16 protein-coding genes, 2 tRNA genes and 1 pseudogene are annotated in these 15,717 nt (G+C 63.0%); 8 read left to right on the top strand and 11 right to left on the bottom strand.

What is annotated here, in order from left to right:
- Positions 1–39 precede the first annotated feature (39 nt).
- The 3 genes and pseudogenes from rlmH (KIH79_RS07300) to KIH79_RS07290 all read right to left on the bottom strand — a co-directional run bounded on the left by rlmH (KIH79_RS07300) (position 40) and on the right by KIH79_RS07290 (position 2,941).
- Positions 40–519 carry a 23S rRNA (pseudouridine(1915)-N(3))-methyltransferase RlmH gene (gene rlmH, locus KIH79_RS07300; RefSeq protein ID WP_219058802.1) on the bottom strand — a complete coding sequence of 160 codons (480 nt, stop codon included), beginning with the start codon at positions 517–519 and terminating at the stop codon, positions 40–42.
- 12 nt (positions 520–531) lie between these two features.
- Positions 532–1,710 (bottom strand): annotated as a pseudogene (glf, locus tag KIH79_RS07295) (UDP-galactopyranose mutase).
- Positions 1,711–1,927: 217 nt separating this feature from the next.
- Positions 1,928–2,941, bottom strand: coding sequence for a ribose-phosphate diphosphokinase (locus KIH79_RS07290; protein ID WP_219058810.1), 1,014 nt, complete (start codon positions 2,939–2,941; stop codon positions 1,928–1,930).
- A gap of 199 nt (positions 2,942–3,140) precedes the next feature.
- Between KIH79_RS07290 and rpsF (KIH79_RS07285) the strand changes: the two genes are divergently transcribed.
- The 5 genes from rpsF (KIH79_RS07285) to KIH79_RS07265 all read left to right on the top strand — a co-directional run bounded on the left by rpsF (KIH79_RS07285) (position 3,141) and on the right by KIH79_RS07265 (position 5,529).
- A complete protein-coding gene (gene rpsF / locus KIH79_RS07285) occupies positions 3,141–3,437 on the top strand; it encodes a 30S ribosomal protein S6 (RefSeq protein ID WP_033496384.1) in 297 nt (98 codons plus the stop codon).
- 48 nt (positions 3,438–3,485) lie between these two features.
- Complete coding sequence (locus KIH79_RS07280) at positions 3,486–4,184, top strand: single-stranded DNA-binding protein (protein ID WP_219058809.1); 699 nt, start codon at positions 3,486–3,488, stop codon at positions 4,182–4,184.
- 95 nt (positions 4,185–4,279) lie between these two features.
- Positions 4,280–4,528, top strand: coding sequence for a 30S ribosomal protein S18 (gene rpsR / locus KIH79_RS07275; protein ID WP_033496388.1), 249 nt, complete (start codon positions 4,280–4,282; stop codon positions 4,526–4,528).
- An 18-nt stretch (positions 4,529–4,546) separates the two neighbouring features.
- Positions 4,547–4,993 (top strand): 50S ribosomal protein L9, encoded by a 447-nt coding sequence (gene rplI / locus KIH79_RS07270; RefSeq protein ID WP_219058807.1) that lies wholly within the window; start codon positions 4,547–4,549, stop codon positions 4,991–4,993.
- A 462-nt stretch (positions 4,994–5,455) separates the two neighbouring features.
- Positions 5,456–5,529: transfer RNA gene (locus KIH79_RS07265), tRNA-Lys, on the top strand.
- A 543-nt stretch (positions 5,530–6,072) separates the two neighbouring features.
- Here the strand turns inward: KIH79_RS07265 and KIH79_RS07260 are convergent.
- The 6 genes from KIH79_RS07260 to rpsF (KIH79_RS07235) all read right to left on the bottom strand — a co-directional run bounded on the left by KIH79_RS07260 (position 6,073) and on the right by rpsF (KIH79_RS07235) (position 9,378).
- A complete protein-coding gene (locus tag KIH79_RS07260) occupies positions 6,073–6,435 on the bottom strand; it encodes an endonuclease domain-containing protein (RefSeq protein WP_219058808.1) in 363 nt (120 codons plus the stop codon).
- A 554-nt stretch (positions 6,436–6,989) separates the two neighbouring features.
- Positions 6,990–7,063, bottom strand: a tRNA-Lys gene (locus KIH79_RS07255).
- Between the two features lie 462 nt (positions 7,064–7,525).
- On the bottom strand, positions 7,526–7,972 hold the full coding sequence (gene rplI / locus KIH79_RS07250) for a 50S ribosomal protein L9 (protein ID WP_219058807.1): 447 nt from the start codon (positions 7,970–7,972) through the stop codon (positions 7,526–7,528).
- A gap of 18 nt (positions 7,973–7,990) precedes the next feature.
- Positions 7,991–8,239, bottom strand: coding sequence for a 30S ribosomal protein S18 (rpsR, locus tag KIH79_RS07245; protein WP_219058806.1), 249 nt, complete (start codon positions 8,237–8,239; stop codon positions 7,991–7,993).
- 95 nt (positions 8,240–8,334) lie between these two features.
- Positions 8,335–9,033, bottom strand: a complete 699-nt coding sequence (locus tag KIH79_RS07240) for a single-stranded DNA-binding protein (RefSeq protein ID WP_219058805.1) — start codon at positions 9,031–9,033, stop codon at positions 8,335–8,337.
- A gap of 48 nt (positions 9,034–9,081) precedes the next feature.
- Positions 9,082–9,378: a 30S ribosomal protein S6 gene (rpsF, locus tag KIH79_RS07235; RefSeq protein ID WP_033496384.1), complete on the bottom strand. Its 297-nt coding sequence runs from the start codon at positions 9,376–9,378 to the stop codon at positions 9,082–9,084.
- 199 nt (positions 9,379–9,577) lie between these two features.
- On the opposite strand from rpsF (KIH79_RS07235), the gene KIH79_RS07230 reads away from it, so the two are divergent.
- From KIH79_RS07230 to rlmH (KIH79_RS07220), 3 genes are all read left to right on the top strand, one after another.
- Entirely contained in the window at positions 9,578–10,591 is a 1,014-nt protein-coding gene (locus KIH79_RS07230; protein ID WP_219058804.1) for a ribose-phosphate diphosphokinase, read from the top strand.
- A gap of 217 nt (positions 10,592–10,808) precedes the next feature.
- Positions 10,809–11,987 (top strand): UDP-galactopyranose mutase, encoded by a 1,179-nt coding sequence (gene glf / locus KIH79_RS07225; RefSeq protein ID WP_219058803.1) that lies wholly within the window; start codon positions 10,809–10,811, stop codon positions 11,985–11,987.
- 12 nt (positions 11,988–11,999) lie between these two features.
- Positions 12,000–12,479 (top strand): 23S rRNA (pseudouridine(1915)-N(3))-methyltransferase RlmH, encoded by a 480-nt coding sequence (gene rlmH / locus KIH79_RS07220; protein ID WP_219058802.1) that lies wholly within the window; start codon positions 12,000–12,002, stop codon positions 12,477–12,479.
- A 145-nt stretch (positions 12,480–12,624) separates the two neighbouring features.
- On the opposite strand, the gene KIH79_RS07215 is transcribed toward rlmH (KIH79_RS07220), so the two are convergent.
- Both KIH79_RS07215 and KIH79_RS07210 read right to left on the bottom strand, forming a co-directional pair.
- Positions 12,625–14,244 carry a hypothetical protein gene (locus KIH79_RS07215; RefSeq protein ID WP_219058801.1) on the bottom strand — a complete coding sequence of 540 codons (1,620 nt, stop codon included), beginning with the start codon at positions 14,242–14,244 and terminating at the stop codon, positions 12,625–12,627.
- Positions 14,245–14,670: 426 nt separating this feature from the next.
- Entirely contained in the window at positions 14,671–15,315 is a 645-nt protein-coding gene (locus KIH79_RS07210) for a hypothetical protein (protein ID WP_219058800.1), read from the bottom strand.
- Between the last annotated feature and the right edge of the window lie 402 nt (positions 15,316–15,717).

Below are 15,717 nucleotides of genomic sequence, written 5' to 3'. Positions count from 1 at the left end.
TACCGTACGATCGTTCCCGCGGCGACGAGCGCAGTCCGGCTACTTGTGGTACGGCTCGTGCGCGTTGATCTTGAACGCGCGGTAGATTTGCTCGAGCAGAATCACGCGCATGAGCTGATGCGGGAACGTCATTTTCGAAAAGCTGAGCTTGTAGTCGGCGCGGCGCAGGATCGCGTCGTCGAGCCCGATCGACCCGCCGATCACCAGCTGGATATGGCTCACGCCACGCAATCCCAGCTGGCTGATCTCATTCGCAAGCCCCTCCGACGAAAGCATCTTGCCATCGATCGCAAGCGCAATCACATAAGCGCCGTCGCGCAGATGCTTGGCGATGCGCTCGCCCTCCCTGGCCTTGATCTGCCGCTCGACGCCCTCGCTGGCATGCTCGGGGGTCTTTTCGTCGGCGACCTCGATGATGTCGAGCCTGCAATAGCGGCCGAGCCGCTTGCTGTATTCGGCGATGGCGTCGCGCAGGTACGATTCCTTGACCTTGCCGACGGCGATGATGTCGATCTGCATGCGACGGCCCGGCTACTTCGCGATGAGCGGCAGCACCTGCTCGTCGAACGCGGTGAGCGCGGTGTCGATCACGTTGTGCATGTCGTAGTACTTGTACGTGCCCAGACGACCGCCGAACACGACCTTCGGCTCGGCCGCGGCCTTCTCGGCGTACTTCGCGTACAGCGCCTTGTCCTCGTCGGTGTTGATCGGGTAGTACGGCTCGTCGCCGCGCTCGGCGAAGCGCGAGTACTCCTCCCACACCACGGTTTTCTCGTGGTTCTGCGAGNCGTAGCGCTCCGGGTTGAAGTTCTTGAACTCGATCGCGCGGGTGTACGGCACGTCCGCGTCGGAGTAGTTCATCACCGGGCAGCCGAAGTGGTCGTCCTCGTCGTAGCGCACTTCCTTGAAGTCGACCGTGCGCCACTTGAGGTCGCCCAGCTCGTAGTCGAAGTAGCGGTCGACCGGGCCGGTGTACACGACCGGCACGCCCGCGGCGAGGCGCGCCTTCTTGTTTTACGGCTGCGACTCGTCGAAGAAGTCGGTCTTCAGCGACACCGTGATGCGCGGGTCGTCGATCATGCGCTGCATCCACGCGGTGTAGCCGTCCTTCGGCAGGCCCTCCCACGTGTCCTTGAAATAGCGGTTGTCGTAGTTGAAGCGCACCGGCAGGCGCTTGATGATGTCGGCCGGCAGGTCGGCCGGGTCGGTCTGCCACTGCTTGCCGGTGTAGTTCTTGATGAACGCCTCGTACAGCGGACGGCCGATCAGCTGGATGCCCTTGTCGTTGAGGTTCTGCGGATCGGTGCCGGCCAGCTCGCCCGCCTGCTCCTCGATGAGCTTGCGTGCCTCGTCCGGCGTGTAGGACGCGCCGAAGAACTGGTTGATCGTGCCGAGGTTGATCGGCAGCGGGTAGACCACGCCGTCGTGTGTCGCGTACACGCGGTGCACGTAGTTCGTGAACTCGGTGAAGCGGTTGACGTAGTCCCACACGCGCTTGTTGGACGTGTGGAACAGGTGCGCGCCGTACTTGTGGATCTCCGCGCCCGTCTCCTCGTCGAAGTACGAGTACGCGTTGCCGCCGATGTGGTCGCGCACGTCGATGATGTGCACGCGCGCGCCGGCGCGTTCGACCGCCTGCTGCGCCACGGTCAGGCCGAACAGGCCCGCGCCCACGATCACCAGATCCGGATACTGCACATTTTCCGCCATACCTCACAACCTTCCATACCGGATGTTCGTTTCTTTCGCAGTCTATCGCGTGGGGGCTATCGGGCGGCTATCGGACTATCGTGCGTACGTGCGTACGGGCGTACCGCGCAGAAACGACGCGTGGCGGTTTTCGCTTGCTGACAGGACGTCAGCGAGCGAAAACCGCCACGCGGTATGAGAGGGTATGAGAGATGATCTTGCTGTATGCGGGAGTGCGTCACGCGTAGATGTTGCGCGGGCGCATGTCGGCCGGCAGACCTTCGAGCAGATGCGTGACCGAGCGCGATTCGAACACGGAGCGGATGCCCGCGGCCAGCAGCGGCGCGACGGACAGCACGGTCATGTTCGGCAGTCGCTTCGCGTCCGGCACCGGCACGGTGTTCGTCACGATGATCTCGCGCGCGCCGCAGTCGCGCAGTCGTTCCGTCGCCGGACCCGACAGCAGGCCGTGCGTCGCGACGAGCGTCACTGACGCGGCGCCGGCGTTGCGCAGCGTGCGCACCGCCTCGCAGATCGTGCCGGCGGTGTCGATCATGTCGTCGACGACGACGCAGTCGCGTCCCTTGACGTCGCCGATGATGCCGTGCGCGGTCGCATGGTTCGGACGCGTCGTGTCGCGCGTCTTGTGAATGAACGCGAGCGGCAGGTTGCCGAGCTTCGCGGCCCACTGCTCGGACACCTTGATGCGGCCGGCGTCGGGAGAGACGATCGTCGCGTGCTCCATCGGCACGTTGTTGCGCACGTAGTCGAGCAGCACCGGCATGGCGGTCAGGTGATCGACCGGGCCGTTGAAGAAGCCCTGCTCCTGCGCGGCGTGCAGGTCGATCGTCATCATGCGGTCGGCGCCGGCCGCGCGGAACAGATCGAAGATCAGGCGGGCGGTGATGGGTTCGCGGCCGAGATGCTTCTTGTCCTGACGCGAATAGCCGAGGAACGGCGCGACCACGGTGATGGAGCGGGCCGACGCGCGCTTCATCGCGTCGATCATGATCAGCTGTTCCATAATCCACTTGTTGATCGGCTCGGTATGGCACTGCAGAATGAACGCGTCCGCGCCGCGCACCGGTTCGGTGTAGCGAATGTACATCTCGCCGTTCGCGAAGTCGTAGGCCGTGGTCTCCAGCACTTCCGTTCCCAGGCATTTCGCGACCTCGTCCGCCAGTTCGGGGTATGCGCGTCCCGTGACCAACGCGAGCCGCTTATCCGGTGTGCCTTCGAGAATCGCCGACATGATCCGCCTTCCAGTTACTCCAACGGGTAAATTTAAGCCACATTCCAATATAACAATGCGTATGGAGCCGACACCCCGCGCTCGGGTCGCTGTCTGAACGTGGGGATACTCTGTACAGGTTGCCCGCAGACGCGGGCGGCGCGTATACACACTCCTGCCGCGGAACGTCCGTGGCCGAATAGTCCGAAGGAGGTGGGTGATGTCTGCGCATAAGTACGAACTGATGTTCATTGCCGATCCCGAGCTGGATGAGCGCGGTCTGAAGAAGCTGACCGAGCAGTATCTGGAACTCGTCACCAAGGAAGGTGGTTCCGTTGAGAACACCGATATTTGGGGACGCCGCAAGCTCGCTTACGAGATCGCCGGCAAGACCGAAGGCAACTACGTCGTGGTGAACTACACCTGCGAGCCGGCCGTCAGCGACGAGCTCGACCGTGTGCTGAACCTCAACGAATCCGTGATCCGTACGAAGATCCTTCGTAAGGACGCCAAGTAAGCTTTCCCTCAGCGTCATCGCTGAATCGCAAAGTAAGAAGGTAACGTCATGGCAGTCGAAACGATTATCACCGTGGTCGGCAACCTCACCGCCGACCCCGAGCTGCGTACCATCGGCTCCGGCGCGAACGTCGCGAGCTTCCCGATCGCCTCGACGCCGCGCACCTGGCACCGCCAGACCAACCAGTTCGAGGATGGCCAGGCGCTGTTCATGCGCTGCCCCGCATGGCGTGATCTGGCCGATCACTGCGCCCAGACCCTTTCCAAGGGCATGCGCGTGATCGCTCAGGGCCGTTTGCAGCAGCGTTCCTATCAGGCGCAGGACGGCTCCACCCGCACCGTGGTGGAGATGCAGGTCGACGAGATCGGCCCGTCGCTGCGCTACGCCACCGCCCAGGTGAACCGCATCTCGAGCGGTCAGGGCGGATTCGCCGGCCGAGGCCAGGGCGGATTCGGCGGACAGAACGCCGGCAACAACGGTTTCGGCGGCAACGGCGGCTACTCCGGCGGCGCCGGATACGCCGGCGGCAATGCCGGCTATCAGGGTGGTGCAGGCTACTCCGGCGGCGCGTCCGCCATGCAGCAGCCCGCGGCCGCCCATCAGGCCCAGCCTCAGCCCCAGCAGCCGGCGGCCGATCCGTGGGGATCCTCCGACTCCTCGAACGGCGGTTTTTCGTCGTTCGGCGGCAGCTCCGACTTCGGTGGCTCCACCGATTTCGGCGGATCCTCCGACGAGCCCGAGTTCTGATCCGGGCCTTCCGGATCCCGCGCGCCAGCTGCCGCAAGGCGTCTGCGCTTACCGCTTACCAAGCGAACAACAACACAGTTTTTAAGGAGAACATCATGTCACGCAAGAGGCCGCAACCGCCGGTCAAGCCGTTCAAGAAGAAGCCGAACCCGCTGAAGGCTGCCAAGATCACCACGATCGACTACAAGGACGTTGCGCTGCTGCGCAAGTTCATCTCCGATCGCGGCAAGATCCGCTCCCGTCGCATCACCGGCGTCACCGTCCAGGAGCAGCGCGAGATCTCGAAGGCGATCAAGAACGCCCGCGAGATGGCCCTGCTGCCGTACGCCACTTCCGGCCGCTGATTGAGGAGGTAAAGGAACATGGCTGATACCAAGGTTATTCTTACCGCTACCGTTGCCAACCTCGGTCACTCCGGTGACGTCGTCGAGGTCAAGGCCGGCTACGCCCGCAACTACCTGTTCCCGCAGGGCCTCGCCTTCGCGTGGACCAAGGGCGCTGCCGCTCAGGTCGAAGCGATGAAGCGCGCTCGTCTGGCCAAGGCCGTCGCCACCCGCGAAGAGGCCGTCGCCGCCAAGGAGCTCATCGAGGGCACCACCGTCGAGATCGCCGCCAAGGTTTCTGAGTCCGGCAAGCTCTTCGGTGGCATCTCCGCCGACAAGATCGCGATCGCCCTGTCCGACAAGGCCGCCGTCAACCCGAAGAACATCGAGGTTGAGCCGATCAAGACCACCGGCGACTTCCCGGCCAAGGTTGTCCTGCACCCGGAGATCACCGCGTCCTTCTTCGTGAAGGTCGTCGCCGAGTGACCCCGTTCCGGCGGACCCGTTCCGCCGGAATCATCCAGACTCCATAAAGTCTGAGCTTAAGCATTGCCCCGTCGAGCGGTTCGCCGCCCGGCGGGGCTTTTCCGTATTGCATGCGTGCTCCGATCGTCACTAATCGTCACTATGTACGCGCGATCGCGTGATGCGCGCGAACATAATGACGATAAGGCGGTCTGAACCGTCACTATGTACGCGGCATTCGTTCGATCACGCGAACATAATGACGTTGCTTCCGACTGCCGGTATCGCGCACAGCCGTAAGTGTGATGAAAATGTGAATATGCAGATCCCGTGTGGTGAGGAGTGTGGCGCGCGTGCGGGGAGTTGTCTAAAGATGGTTTTGAAAACCCTTGAAAACAAAGGCGACACGCCGTAAGTTGCGCTTGGTCTGAGATCGTGTATATTTGTCACTCGTTGCAAGGAACACTTCAACATCTAACCAATGCCCCTGTAGCTCAGTTGGTTAGAGCAGCTGACTCTTAATCAGCGTGTCCAGGGTTCGAATCCCTGCGGGGGCACAGACAAAAGCCGGAATCGAAAGGTTCCGGCCTGTTTCGTTCTGCGACCCCGACGATGGCAAACGTGGTGGTTTCGGCCGCAGCCCAGGGGTTAAAGGGCGCTTCGCGTTTTGATGTTTACGCGCGTTGCCCGGGTGGTGTTGCAATCACGCTGTCGCGTGAGGCTGTGTTGCCGTTGTGTGTCGCGGACGCGCAATCCCAGCATTTCGCTCACGCGCGATGAAACCGGCTTTGCGCTCACGCGCAATACTGTTCCCAGCGGCGGCCCAGCCACCGCGCCGGCAAGTGTCCAACGCACTGCGATGCTGGCGGAGCCTCGGCCCCCTCGGATAGGCCGAGCCGTTAAGAAAACAGTCCAGTGGACTGTTTTTAGGCGAGGAGCGAGCGATAGCGAGCCAGTAAACAGCCAGCCGTAAGGCTGTCCGTAATTGCAGGTCGCTGTCAGCCGCAGGCTGACTGGGGGAGCGTCGCGGCACGCCAGTGCCGCCAACAACACGGCATCGCGCGATAGCGCGATTCCAATACCAGAGCCGCAACACCCTCTTATCGCATGGCAATTCTTGCTGCCACCACCCGGTCGATCTCCATGCACACCTCATTGAACATGCGATCCACCTGGTTGTTCGCAAACCTCACCACCAGCAGGCTTGCAGCCTCCAGATCCTTGGTACGTTTGGCATCTCTCGCTTGTTGTTCCAACGTGTAGTGTCCACCACCGTCAAGTTCGACCACAAGCTTGGCCTTCGCGCAGTAGAAGTCGACGATGTACCGGCCGATCGGGGTCTGCCGCTGCCCGCGCAGGGTGTAAGCGCTTAGGAACCGGTACCAGAGTTTTCTCTCCCATGGGGTCATGTTCCTGCGCAGTTGCTTGGCTATGGGCATGTTGGCCTTGTCGTATTCCCTCATGGGTTGAGTGCAGCGGGTTGCGCGTGTGGTATCGGAATCGCGCTGTCGCGCGATGCTGTGCTTGTTGGCGGCGCATAAGCGCCGCGACGCTCCCCCAGTCAGCCTGCGGCTGACAGCGACCTGCAATTACGGACAGCCTTACGGCTGGCTGTTTACTGGCTCGCTATCGCTCGCTCCTCGCCTAAAAACAGTCCACTGGACTGTTTTCTTAACGGCTCGGCCTATCCGAGGGGGCCGAGGCTCCGCCAGCATCGCAGTGCGTTGGACACTTGCCGGCGCGGTGGCTGGGCCGCCGCTGGGAACAGTATTGCGCGTGAGCGCAATGCCGGTTTCATCGCGCGTGAGCGCAATGCTGGGATTGCGCTGCCGCGCAATCCCACGGCAACACAGCATCACGCGACAGCGTGATTCCAACACCACCGGGGCAACGCCCGTACACATCAAAACGCGAAGAGCCCTTTAACCCCTGTTCTGCGGCCGAAACCACCACGTTTGCCATCGTCGGGGTCGCAAAACGAAAAAGGCCGGAACCTTTCGATTCCGGCTTTTGTCTGTGCCCCCGCAGGGATTCGAACCCTGGACACGCTGATTAAGAGTCAGCTGCTCTAACCAACTGAGCTACAGGGGCATTGGTTAGATGTTGAAGTGTTCCTTGCAACGAGTGACAAATATACACGATCTCAGACCAAGCGCAACTTACGGCGTGTCGCCTTTGTTTTCAAGGGTTTTCAAAACCATCTTTAGACAACTCCCCGCACGCGCGCCACACTCCTCACCACACGGGATCTGCATATTCACATTTTCATCACACTTACGGCTGTGCGCGATACCGGCAGTCGGAAGCAACGTCATTATGTTCGCGTGATCGAACGAATGCCGCGTACATAGTGACGGTTCAGACCGCCTTATCGTCATTATGTTCGCGCGCATCACGCGATCGCGCGTACATAGTGACGATTAGTGACGATCGGAGCACGCATGCAATACGGAAAAGCCCCGCCGGGCGGCGAACCGCTCGACGGGGCAATGCTTAAGCTCAGACTTTATGGAGTCTGGATGATTCCGGCGGAACGGGTCCGCCGGAACGGGGTCACTCGGCGACGACCTTCACGAAGAAGGACGCGGTGATCTCCGGGTGCAGGACAACCTTGGCCGGGAAGTCGCCGGTGGTCTTGATCGGCTCAACCTCGATGTTCTTCGGGTTGACGGCGGCCTTGTCGGACAGGGCGATCGCGATCTTGTCGGCGGAGATGCCACCGAAGAGCTTGCCGGACTCAGAAACCTTGGCGGCGATCTCGACGGTGGTGCCCTCGATGAGCTCCTTGGCGGCGACGGCCTCTTCGCGGGTGGCGACGGCCTTGGCCAGACGAGCGCGCTTCATCGCTTCGACCTGAGCGGCAGCGCCCTTGGTCCACGCGAAGGCGAGGCCCTGCGGGAACAGGTAGTTGCGGGCGTAGCCGGCCTTGACCTCGACGACGTCACCGGAGTGACCGAGGTTGGCAACGGTAGCGGTAAGAATAACCTTGGTATCAGCCATGTTCCTTTACCTCCTCAATCAGCGGCCGGAAGTGGCGTACGGCAGCAGGGCCATCTCGCGGGCGTTCTTGATCGCCTTCGAGATCTCGCGCTGCTCCTGGACGGTGACGCCGGTGCTGCGACTGGAGCGGATCTTGCCGCGATCGGAGATGAACTTGCGCAGCAGCGCAACGTCCTTGTAGTCGATCGTGGTGATCTTGGCAGCCTTCAGCGGGTTCGGCTTCTTCTTGAACGGCTTGACCGGCGGTTGCGGCCTCTTGCGTGACATGATGTTCTCCTTAAAAACTGTGTTGTTGTTCGCTTGGTAAGCGGTAAGCGCAGACGCCTTGCGGCAGCTGGCGCGCGGGATCCGGAAGGCCCGGATCAGAACTCGGGCTCGTCGGAGGATCCGCCGAAATCGGTGGAGCCACCGAAGTCGGAGCTGCCGCCGAACGACGAAAAACCGCCGTTCGAGGAGTCGGAGGATCCCCACGGATCGGCCGCCGGCTGCTGGGGCTGAGGCTGGGCCTGATGGGCGGCCGCGGGCTGCTGCATGGCGGACGCGCCGCCGGAGTAGCCTGCACCACCCTGATAGCCGGCATTGCCGCCGGCGTATCCGGCGCCGCCGGAGTAGCCGCCGTTGCCGCCGAAACCGTTGTTGCCGGCGTTCTGTCCGCCGAATCCGCCCTGGCCTCGGCCGGCGAATCCGCCCTGACCGCTCGAGATGCGGTTCACCTGGGCGGTGGCGTAGCGCAGCGACGGGCCGATCTCGTCGACCTGCATCTCCACCACGGTGCGGGTGGAGCCGTCCTGCGCCTGATAGGAACGCTGCTGCAAACGGCCCTGAGCGATCACGCGCATGCCCTTGGAAAGGGTCTGGGCGCAGTGATCGGCCAGATCACGCCATGCGGAGCAGCGCATGAACAGCGCCTGGCCATCCTCGAACTGGTTGGTCTGGCGGTTCCAGGTGCGCGGCGTCGAGGCGATCGTGAAGCTCGCGACGTTCGCGCCGGAGCCGATGGTACGCAGCTCGGGGTCGGCGGTGAGGTTGCCGACCACGGTGATAATCGTTTCGCCTGCCATGACGTTACCTTCTTACTTTGCGATTCAGCGATGACGCTGAGGGAAAGCTTACTTGGCGTCCTTACGAAGGATCTTCGTACGGATCACGGATTCGTTGAGGTTCAGCACACGGTCGAGCTCGTCGCTGACGGCCGGCTCGCAGGTGTAGTTCACCACGACGTAGTTGCCTTCGGTCTTGCCGGCGATCTCGTAAGCGAGCTTGCGGCGTCCCCAAATATCGGTGTTCTCAACGGAACCACCTTCCTTGGTGACGAGTTCCAGATACTGCTCGGTCAGCTTCTTCAGACCGCGCTCATCCAGCTCGGGATCGGCAATGAACATCAGTTCGTACTTATGCGCAGACATCACCCACCTCCTTCGGACTATTCGGCCACGGACGTTCCGCGGCAGGAGTGTGTATACGCGCCGCCCGCGTCTGCGGGCAACCTGTACAGAGTATCCCCACGTTCAGACAGCGACCCGAGCGCGGGGTGTCGGCTCCATACGCATTGTTATATTGGAATGTGGCTTAAATTTACCCGTTGGAGTAACTGGAAGGCGGATCATGTCGGCGATTCTCGAAGGCACACCGGATAAGCGGCTCGCGTTGGTCACGGGACGCGCATACCCCGAACTGGCGGACGAGGTCGCGAAATGCCTGGGAACGGAAGTGCTGGAGACCACGGCCTACGACTTCGCGAACGGCGAGATGTACATTCGCTACACCGAACCGGTGCGCGGCGCGGACGCGTTCATTCTGCAGTGCCATACCGAGCCGATCAACAAGTGGATTATGGAACAGCTGATCATGATCGACGCGATGAAGCGCGCGTCGGCCCGCTCCATCACCGTGGTCGCGCCGTTCCTCGGCTATTCGCGTCAGGACAAGAAGCATCTCGGCCGCGAACCCATCACCGCCCGCCTGATCTTCGATCTGTTCCGCGCGGCCGGCGCCGACCGCATGATGACGATCGACCTGCACGCCGCGCAGGAGCAGGGCTTCTTCAACGGCCCGGTCGATCACCTGACCGCCATGCCGGTGCTGCTCGACTACGTGCGCAACAACGTGCCGATGGAGCACGCGACGATCGTCTCTCCCGACGCCGGCCGCATCAAGGTGTCCGAGCAGTGGGCCGCGAAGCTCGGCAACCTGCCGCTCGCGTTCATTCACAAGACGCGCGACACGACGCGTCCGAACCATGCGACCGCGCACGGCATCATCGGCGACGTCAAGGGACGCGACCGCGTCGTCGTCGACGACATGATCGACACCGCCGGCACGATCTGCGAGGCGGTTCGCCCGCTGCGCAACGCCGGCGCCCCGTCAGTGACGCCCGTCGCCACGCACGGCCTGCTGTCGGGTCCGGCGACGGAACGACTGCGCGACTGCGGCGCGCGCGAGATCATCGTGACGAACACCGTGCCGGTGCCGGACGCGAAGCGACTGCCGAACATGACCGTGCTGTCCGTCGCGCCGCTGCTGGCCGCGGGCATCCGCTCCGTGTTCGAATCGCGCTCGGTCACGCATCTGCTCGAAGGTCTGCCGGCCGACATGCGCCCGCGCAACATCTACGCGTGACGCACTCCCGCATACAGCAAGATCATCTCTCATACCCTCTCATACCGCGTGGCGGTTTTCGCTCGCTGACGTCCTGTCAGCAAGCGAAAACCGCCACGCGTCGTTTCTGCGCGGTACGCCCGTACGCACGTACGCACGATAGTCCGATAGCCGCCCGATAGCCCCCACGCGATAGACTGCGAAAGAAACGAACATCCGGTATGGAAGGTTGTGAGGTATGGCGGAAAATGTGCAGTATCCCGATCTGGTGATCGTGGGCGCGGGCCTGTTCGGCCTGACCGTGGCGCAGCAGGCGGTCGAACGCGCCGGCGCGCGCGTGCACATCATCGACGTGCGCGACCCCATCGGCGGCAACGCGTACTCGTACTCCGACGAGGAGACGGGCGCGGAGATCCACAAGTACGGCGCGCACCTGTCCCACACGTCCAACAAGCGCGTGTTGGACTACGCCCACCGCCTCCCCGCGTTCACGAACTACGTGCACCGCGTGTACGCGACACACGACGGCGTGGTCTACCCGCTGCCGATCAACCTCGGCACGATCAACCAGTTCTTCGGCGCGTCCTACACGCCGGACGAGGCACGCAAGCTCATCGAGGAGCAGGCGGGCGAGCTGGCCGGCACCGATCCGCAGAACCTCAACGACAAGGGCATCCAGCTGATCGGCCGTCCGCTGTACGAGGCGTTCATCAAGAACTACACCGGCAAGCAGTGGCAGACCGACCCGGCCGACCTGCCGGCCGACATCATCAAGCGCCTGCCGGTGCGCTTCAACTACGACAACCGCTATTTCAAGGACACGTGGGAGGGCCTGCCGAAGGACGGCTACACCGCGTGGATGCAGCGCATGATCGACGACCCGCGCATCACGGTGTCGCTGAAGACCGACTTCTTCGACGAGTCGCAGCCGTACAACAAGAAGGCGCTGCTCGCCGCGGGCGTGCCGGTCGTGTACACCGGCCCGGTCGACCGCTACTTCGACTACGAGCTGGGCGACCTCAAGTGGCGCACGGTCGACTTCAAGGAAGTGCGCTACGACGAGGACGACCACTTCGGCTGCCCGGTGATGAACTACTCCGACGCGGACGTGCCGTACACCCGCGCGATCGAGTTCAAGAACTTCAACCCGGAGCGCTACGACTCGCAGAACCACGAGAAAACCGTGGTGTGGGAGGAGTACTCGCGCTTCGCCGAGCGCGGCGACGAGCCGTACTACCCGATCAACACCGACGAGGACAAGGCGCTGTACGCGAAGTACGCCGAGAAGGCCGCGGCCGAGCCGAAGGTCGTGTTCGGCGGTCGTCTGGGCACGTACAAGTACTACGACATGCACAACGTGATCGACACCGCGCTCACCGCGTTCGACGAGCAGGTGCTGCCGCTCATCGCGAAGTAGCCGGGCCGTCGCATGCAGATCGACATCATCGCCGTCGGCAAGGTCAAGGAATCGTACCTGCGCGACGCCATCGCCGAATACAGCAAGCGGCTCGGCCGCTATTGCAGGCTCGACATCATCGAGGTCGCCGACGAAAAGACCCCCGAGCATGCCAGCGAGGGCGTCGAGCGGCAGATCAAGGCCAGGGAGGGCGAGCGCATCGCCAAGCATCTGCGCGACGGCGCTTATGTGATTGCGCTTGCGATCGATGGCAAGATGCTTTCGTCGGAGGGGCTTGCGAATGAGATCAGCCAGCTGGGATTGCGTGGCGTGAGCCATATCCAGCTGGTGATCGGCGGGTCGATCGGGCTCGACGACGCGATCCTGCGCCGCGCCGACTACAAGCTCAGCTTTTCGAAAATGACGTTCCCGCATCAGCTCATGCGCGTGATTCTGCTCGAGCAAATCTACCGCGCGTTCAAGATCAACGCGCACGAGCCGTACCACAAGTAGCCGGACTGCGCTCGTCGCCGCGGGAACGATCGTACGGTACGGCCGCAGCGCACGGCCGTTCGTTGTCTCGTCGCCGCGGCGAACGTTTGCACGTTACGGTCACGACGAGCGGCCGTGACGTGCGATCGTGCAGCACGGTCCCGGATCACGCGAAGGCGACGCAGCGCGTCTGTTCGCGCAACCGTTCGCGCCAAGCACCGACGATGGTGCCGTACGCGGTCAGATCGCCGCGGATCAGCGCGGCTCCCGCCTGCCGCGCGACGTTCGGATTGGACAGACGCGCCAGCATGACGGCGGCCATGTCCGATTCGACGCGCGCGTGCGAACGCAGACGTCGGTCGCGCTCGCTCATCGGCAGCCGTTTCAGCTCGCCGAAATGCGGGCAAATCGACGGGGCCAGCCGCGTCGGCACCGTCGCGAGTCCTTCGTCGCGCACGATCGCGGCGATTCGTTCGAGGCATGCGACGCCGTATTCGAAACGATCACGGTCGCGTGCGGAGAACCCGTCCGTCAGATCGGCCGCCGACGCGGCTCCCAGCAGCGATTCCGCGGTCAATCGCAGGTGAATCGGGTTGCGCCACAGGCTTTCGTCGGGCGGATCCGCGCCGCAACCAATCGACGCCAGCATCGTCTCCACGAAGTCCGGCACGGCCGCGCTCTGTGCGGAACCGCCGATGCGAAAACTTACGGCGCGACCGCCGTCTGCGAAGTCGCGTCCTGCGATGTCGCGTCCCGCACGGTCGCGTTTCGCGCTGCCGTCGTGGGAAGCATGCAGGGCCTTCGCCATCCCGACGGGCAGTGCCCGCCCCATCGGAGAGTCCCACAGATTGCGGTATGCGGCGATCACGTGCCGCGCGTCGAACAGATAGCGCCGGTCCGATTCCAACATCGGCGTCGATGTCCTGCCGGAGCCGACAGCTCGGCGGTCGAGCACGGCGACGTCCGACGGCAGAAGGCCGAATGAGCGTCTTTTGGCGCGCATCCACGCGTATTGACGGTCGGCCTGAGCGTTCAGGCAAGTCAGATACCGGGCGATGCGCCGCACCGGAACGTCGCGCATCGCGCCGCCGACGCGCAGCGACCGATGCTCGCGCAACAGCGCCGCGCCGATGTTGGGCCGGACGAGCAGCGCGAATGCGACATCGTTGTTCAGTGGGGCGCCGCCACCCCATTGCAGCAGACTGTGCGCGGCGAGACGGTATGTCTGGTCGCAGTGTTCGAGCATGGCCTCGCCCTGCAGCTTGCGGTCGCCGTATGGGATGCTGCCGCGGACACGGCTTTGGCGGACGAGCTTGGCGTCGCCCATCGAACGGATCAGCAGCGGCATGCGGCAGGACGGCACTCCGGTGAATACGGCTTGGCGCGCGTCGTCGACCATTGATCGGAGCCATGCGTCCAGTCCGAGTTCGTCGACGGTGGCGACGCTGTCCAGCAGAAACGCATTGCATTCGTTGGCAAGGGACTCTTCCATGGTGGACGCCGCCGCGCAGAACATGGCCGACCATGCGGAACCGCCGTAGACCATGCCGGACAGGATGAACAGTCGTTTGTCCGCCGGCGCGCCGATGAGACGGCCCGATGCGGCCGACATCAGGCGGGTGTCCGGCGGTTCGGCCGGCTTGATTGCGCCGGTTGCGCTGGTTGCGCTGGTTGCCGGCAATGCGCCGCAGCCTATCCGGCGGTTTACCAGCATGGCGAACCGCCGCTTGAGCCGATATGCCGACTGCAGAAAATCAATGACGTCCATGGCATGCGTTTCGTCCATGGTGTCCCCTTACTACTGCGCTGATCTCTCGAATCTCTCTGGGTGATCTGTGGTTGATGATTGACGGTGGTGATGATTGGTGGATGGCGATGATTGATGGCTGGTGGAAGGGCCGTCGATGAGATTGACGGTCGGATGATCGGATGACTGTTCGTCGCGGCCGTGCCATGTCGCGTCGCCGCCGACGATGCTCGACAGTGCGCCGCGATATATGCCTCGTATGACTGACATACGCGCACTTTTGTGCATACGTTTGCGTCATGATTATTATTGTGATGGTTGCCTTTTGAGCGTTGATTACATACTGCAATGCAATCGTTGGCAATCATATGCCACATCTCTCTATGTGGACAGATCAGTACAGATCAGCAGATGCAGTCCGCATCGGCCCGCCGGATATGCCGGACGCACCGGCCGTCGGACAGGTCAGTCCGCCGGATGCAGCACCCGGTACTGCGACGAATAGCAGACGCGCGGCGTTCCCGACGCCGCACCGGCGTCCCGGTTCGTCCTCTCGACGCCAGACACCGCTCCGGACTCCGCACCGGACCGGGCGGACGATGCCGGCCGGAACGACGACGAGCCCGAGACGACGCGCGATTGAGGCCGCAACGGCACGGTAATCGGCCGCATACGACCCGTGGTATTGCTCGGAAAGAAGCTGGGGGGCGGCGGAACCGGAGCGGACGCGACGCCGGTGTCAGACAGGGGCTTAAGCGGCACCGTCTCCTCGACCTGTTCCTCGGCTTCGTCCGACAGCGACACGACCGCGGACGGCGTGGCCATCGGCGGCGACATCCGGGAAGAGGAATCGGGGACGCGCTGGGACACCGCCGCGCGTTCGGCGGTGACGAGATCGGCCGGATCCACCGGCATGGTGGGAATCGAGTCGGACGAGCGTTCGGTGTCGGCCGGCTCGGGCGAAGCGTCCTTATCGGGAATCCGTTCGCCGACGAAATGCATCGACAGCGCCGGATCATCGTCGGGAAAGTCCGCGAGCTGGATCATGGCAGTCGGCAGCATGCCGTCGGATTCGGGACAGTCACCCTGATAACGGCGCACATCCGACATGCCGACTCCCTCACATCGCTACTCGTTACAACTCCACCGAGCGTATCGCACGAGGCGTGGGCACGGCCGCAATATGCGGCCATATACGCAACTCCCCCACTATAACGTTACGTTTGCCGCGAGTTGCCGTCATTGGCGGCACGCATTCACCACCCGCACCGGCGGGTTTCCCCACCGAGTCAATCCCACCGTCCGCAGTCAGTCCCACCGGCGGCCCACCGACAGTCAACATCACGTCCGCGCCGCACACGCATGCGCAATCGGCATCACGTCCAATCGCCCCAAACGACACGCCGTATGCACCACCAAAACGAACATGACTCATGTTCTCTTTTGTAATCAGCGAACATTGTCCAAACATCACAATCTATATATCATGAACGCCAACGACATCGTTCGCGC

Source organism: Bifidobacterium miconis (assembly GCF_019331735.1).
Classification (GTDB): Bacteria; Actinomycetota; Actinomycetes; order Actinomycetales; family Bifidobacteriaceae; genus Bifidobacterium; species Bifidobacterium miconis.
The sequence above is the reverse complement of the archived record's forward strand: the minus strand, read 5'-3'. Positions and strand labels throughout refer to the sequence as shown.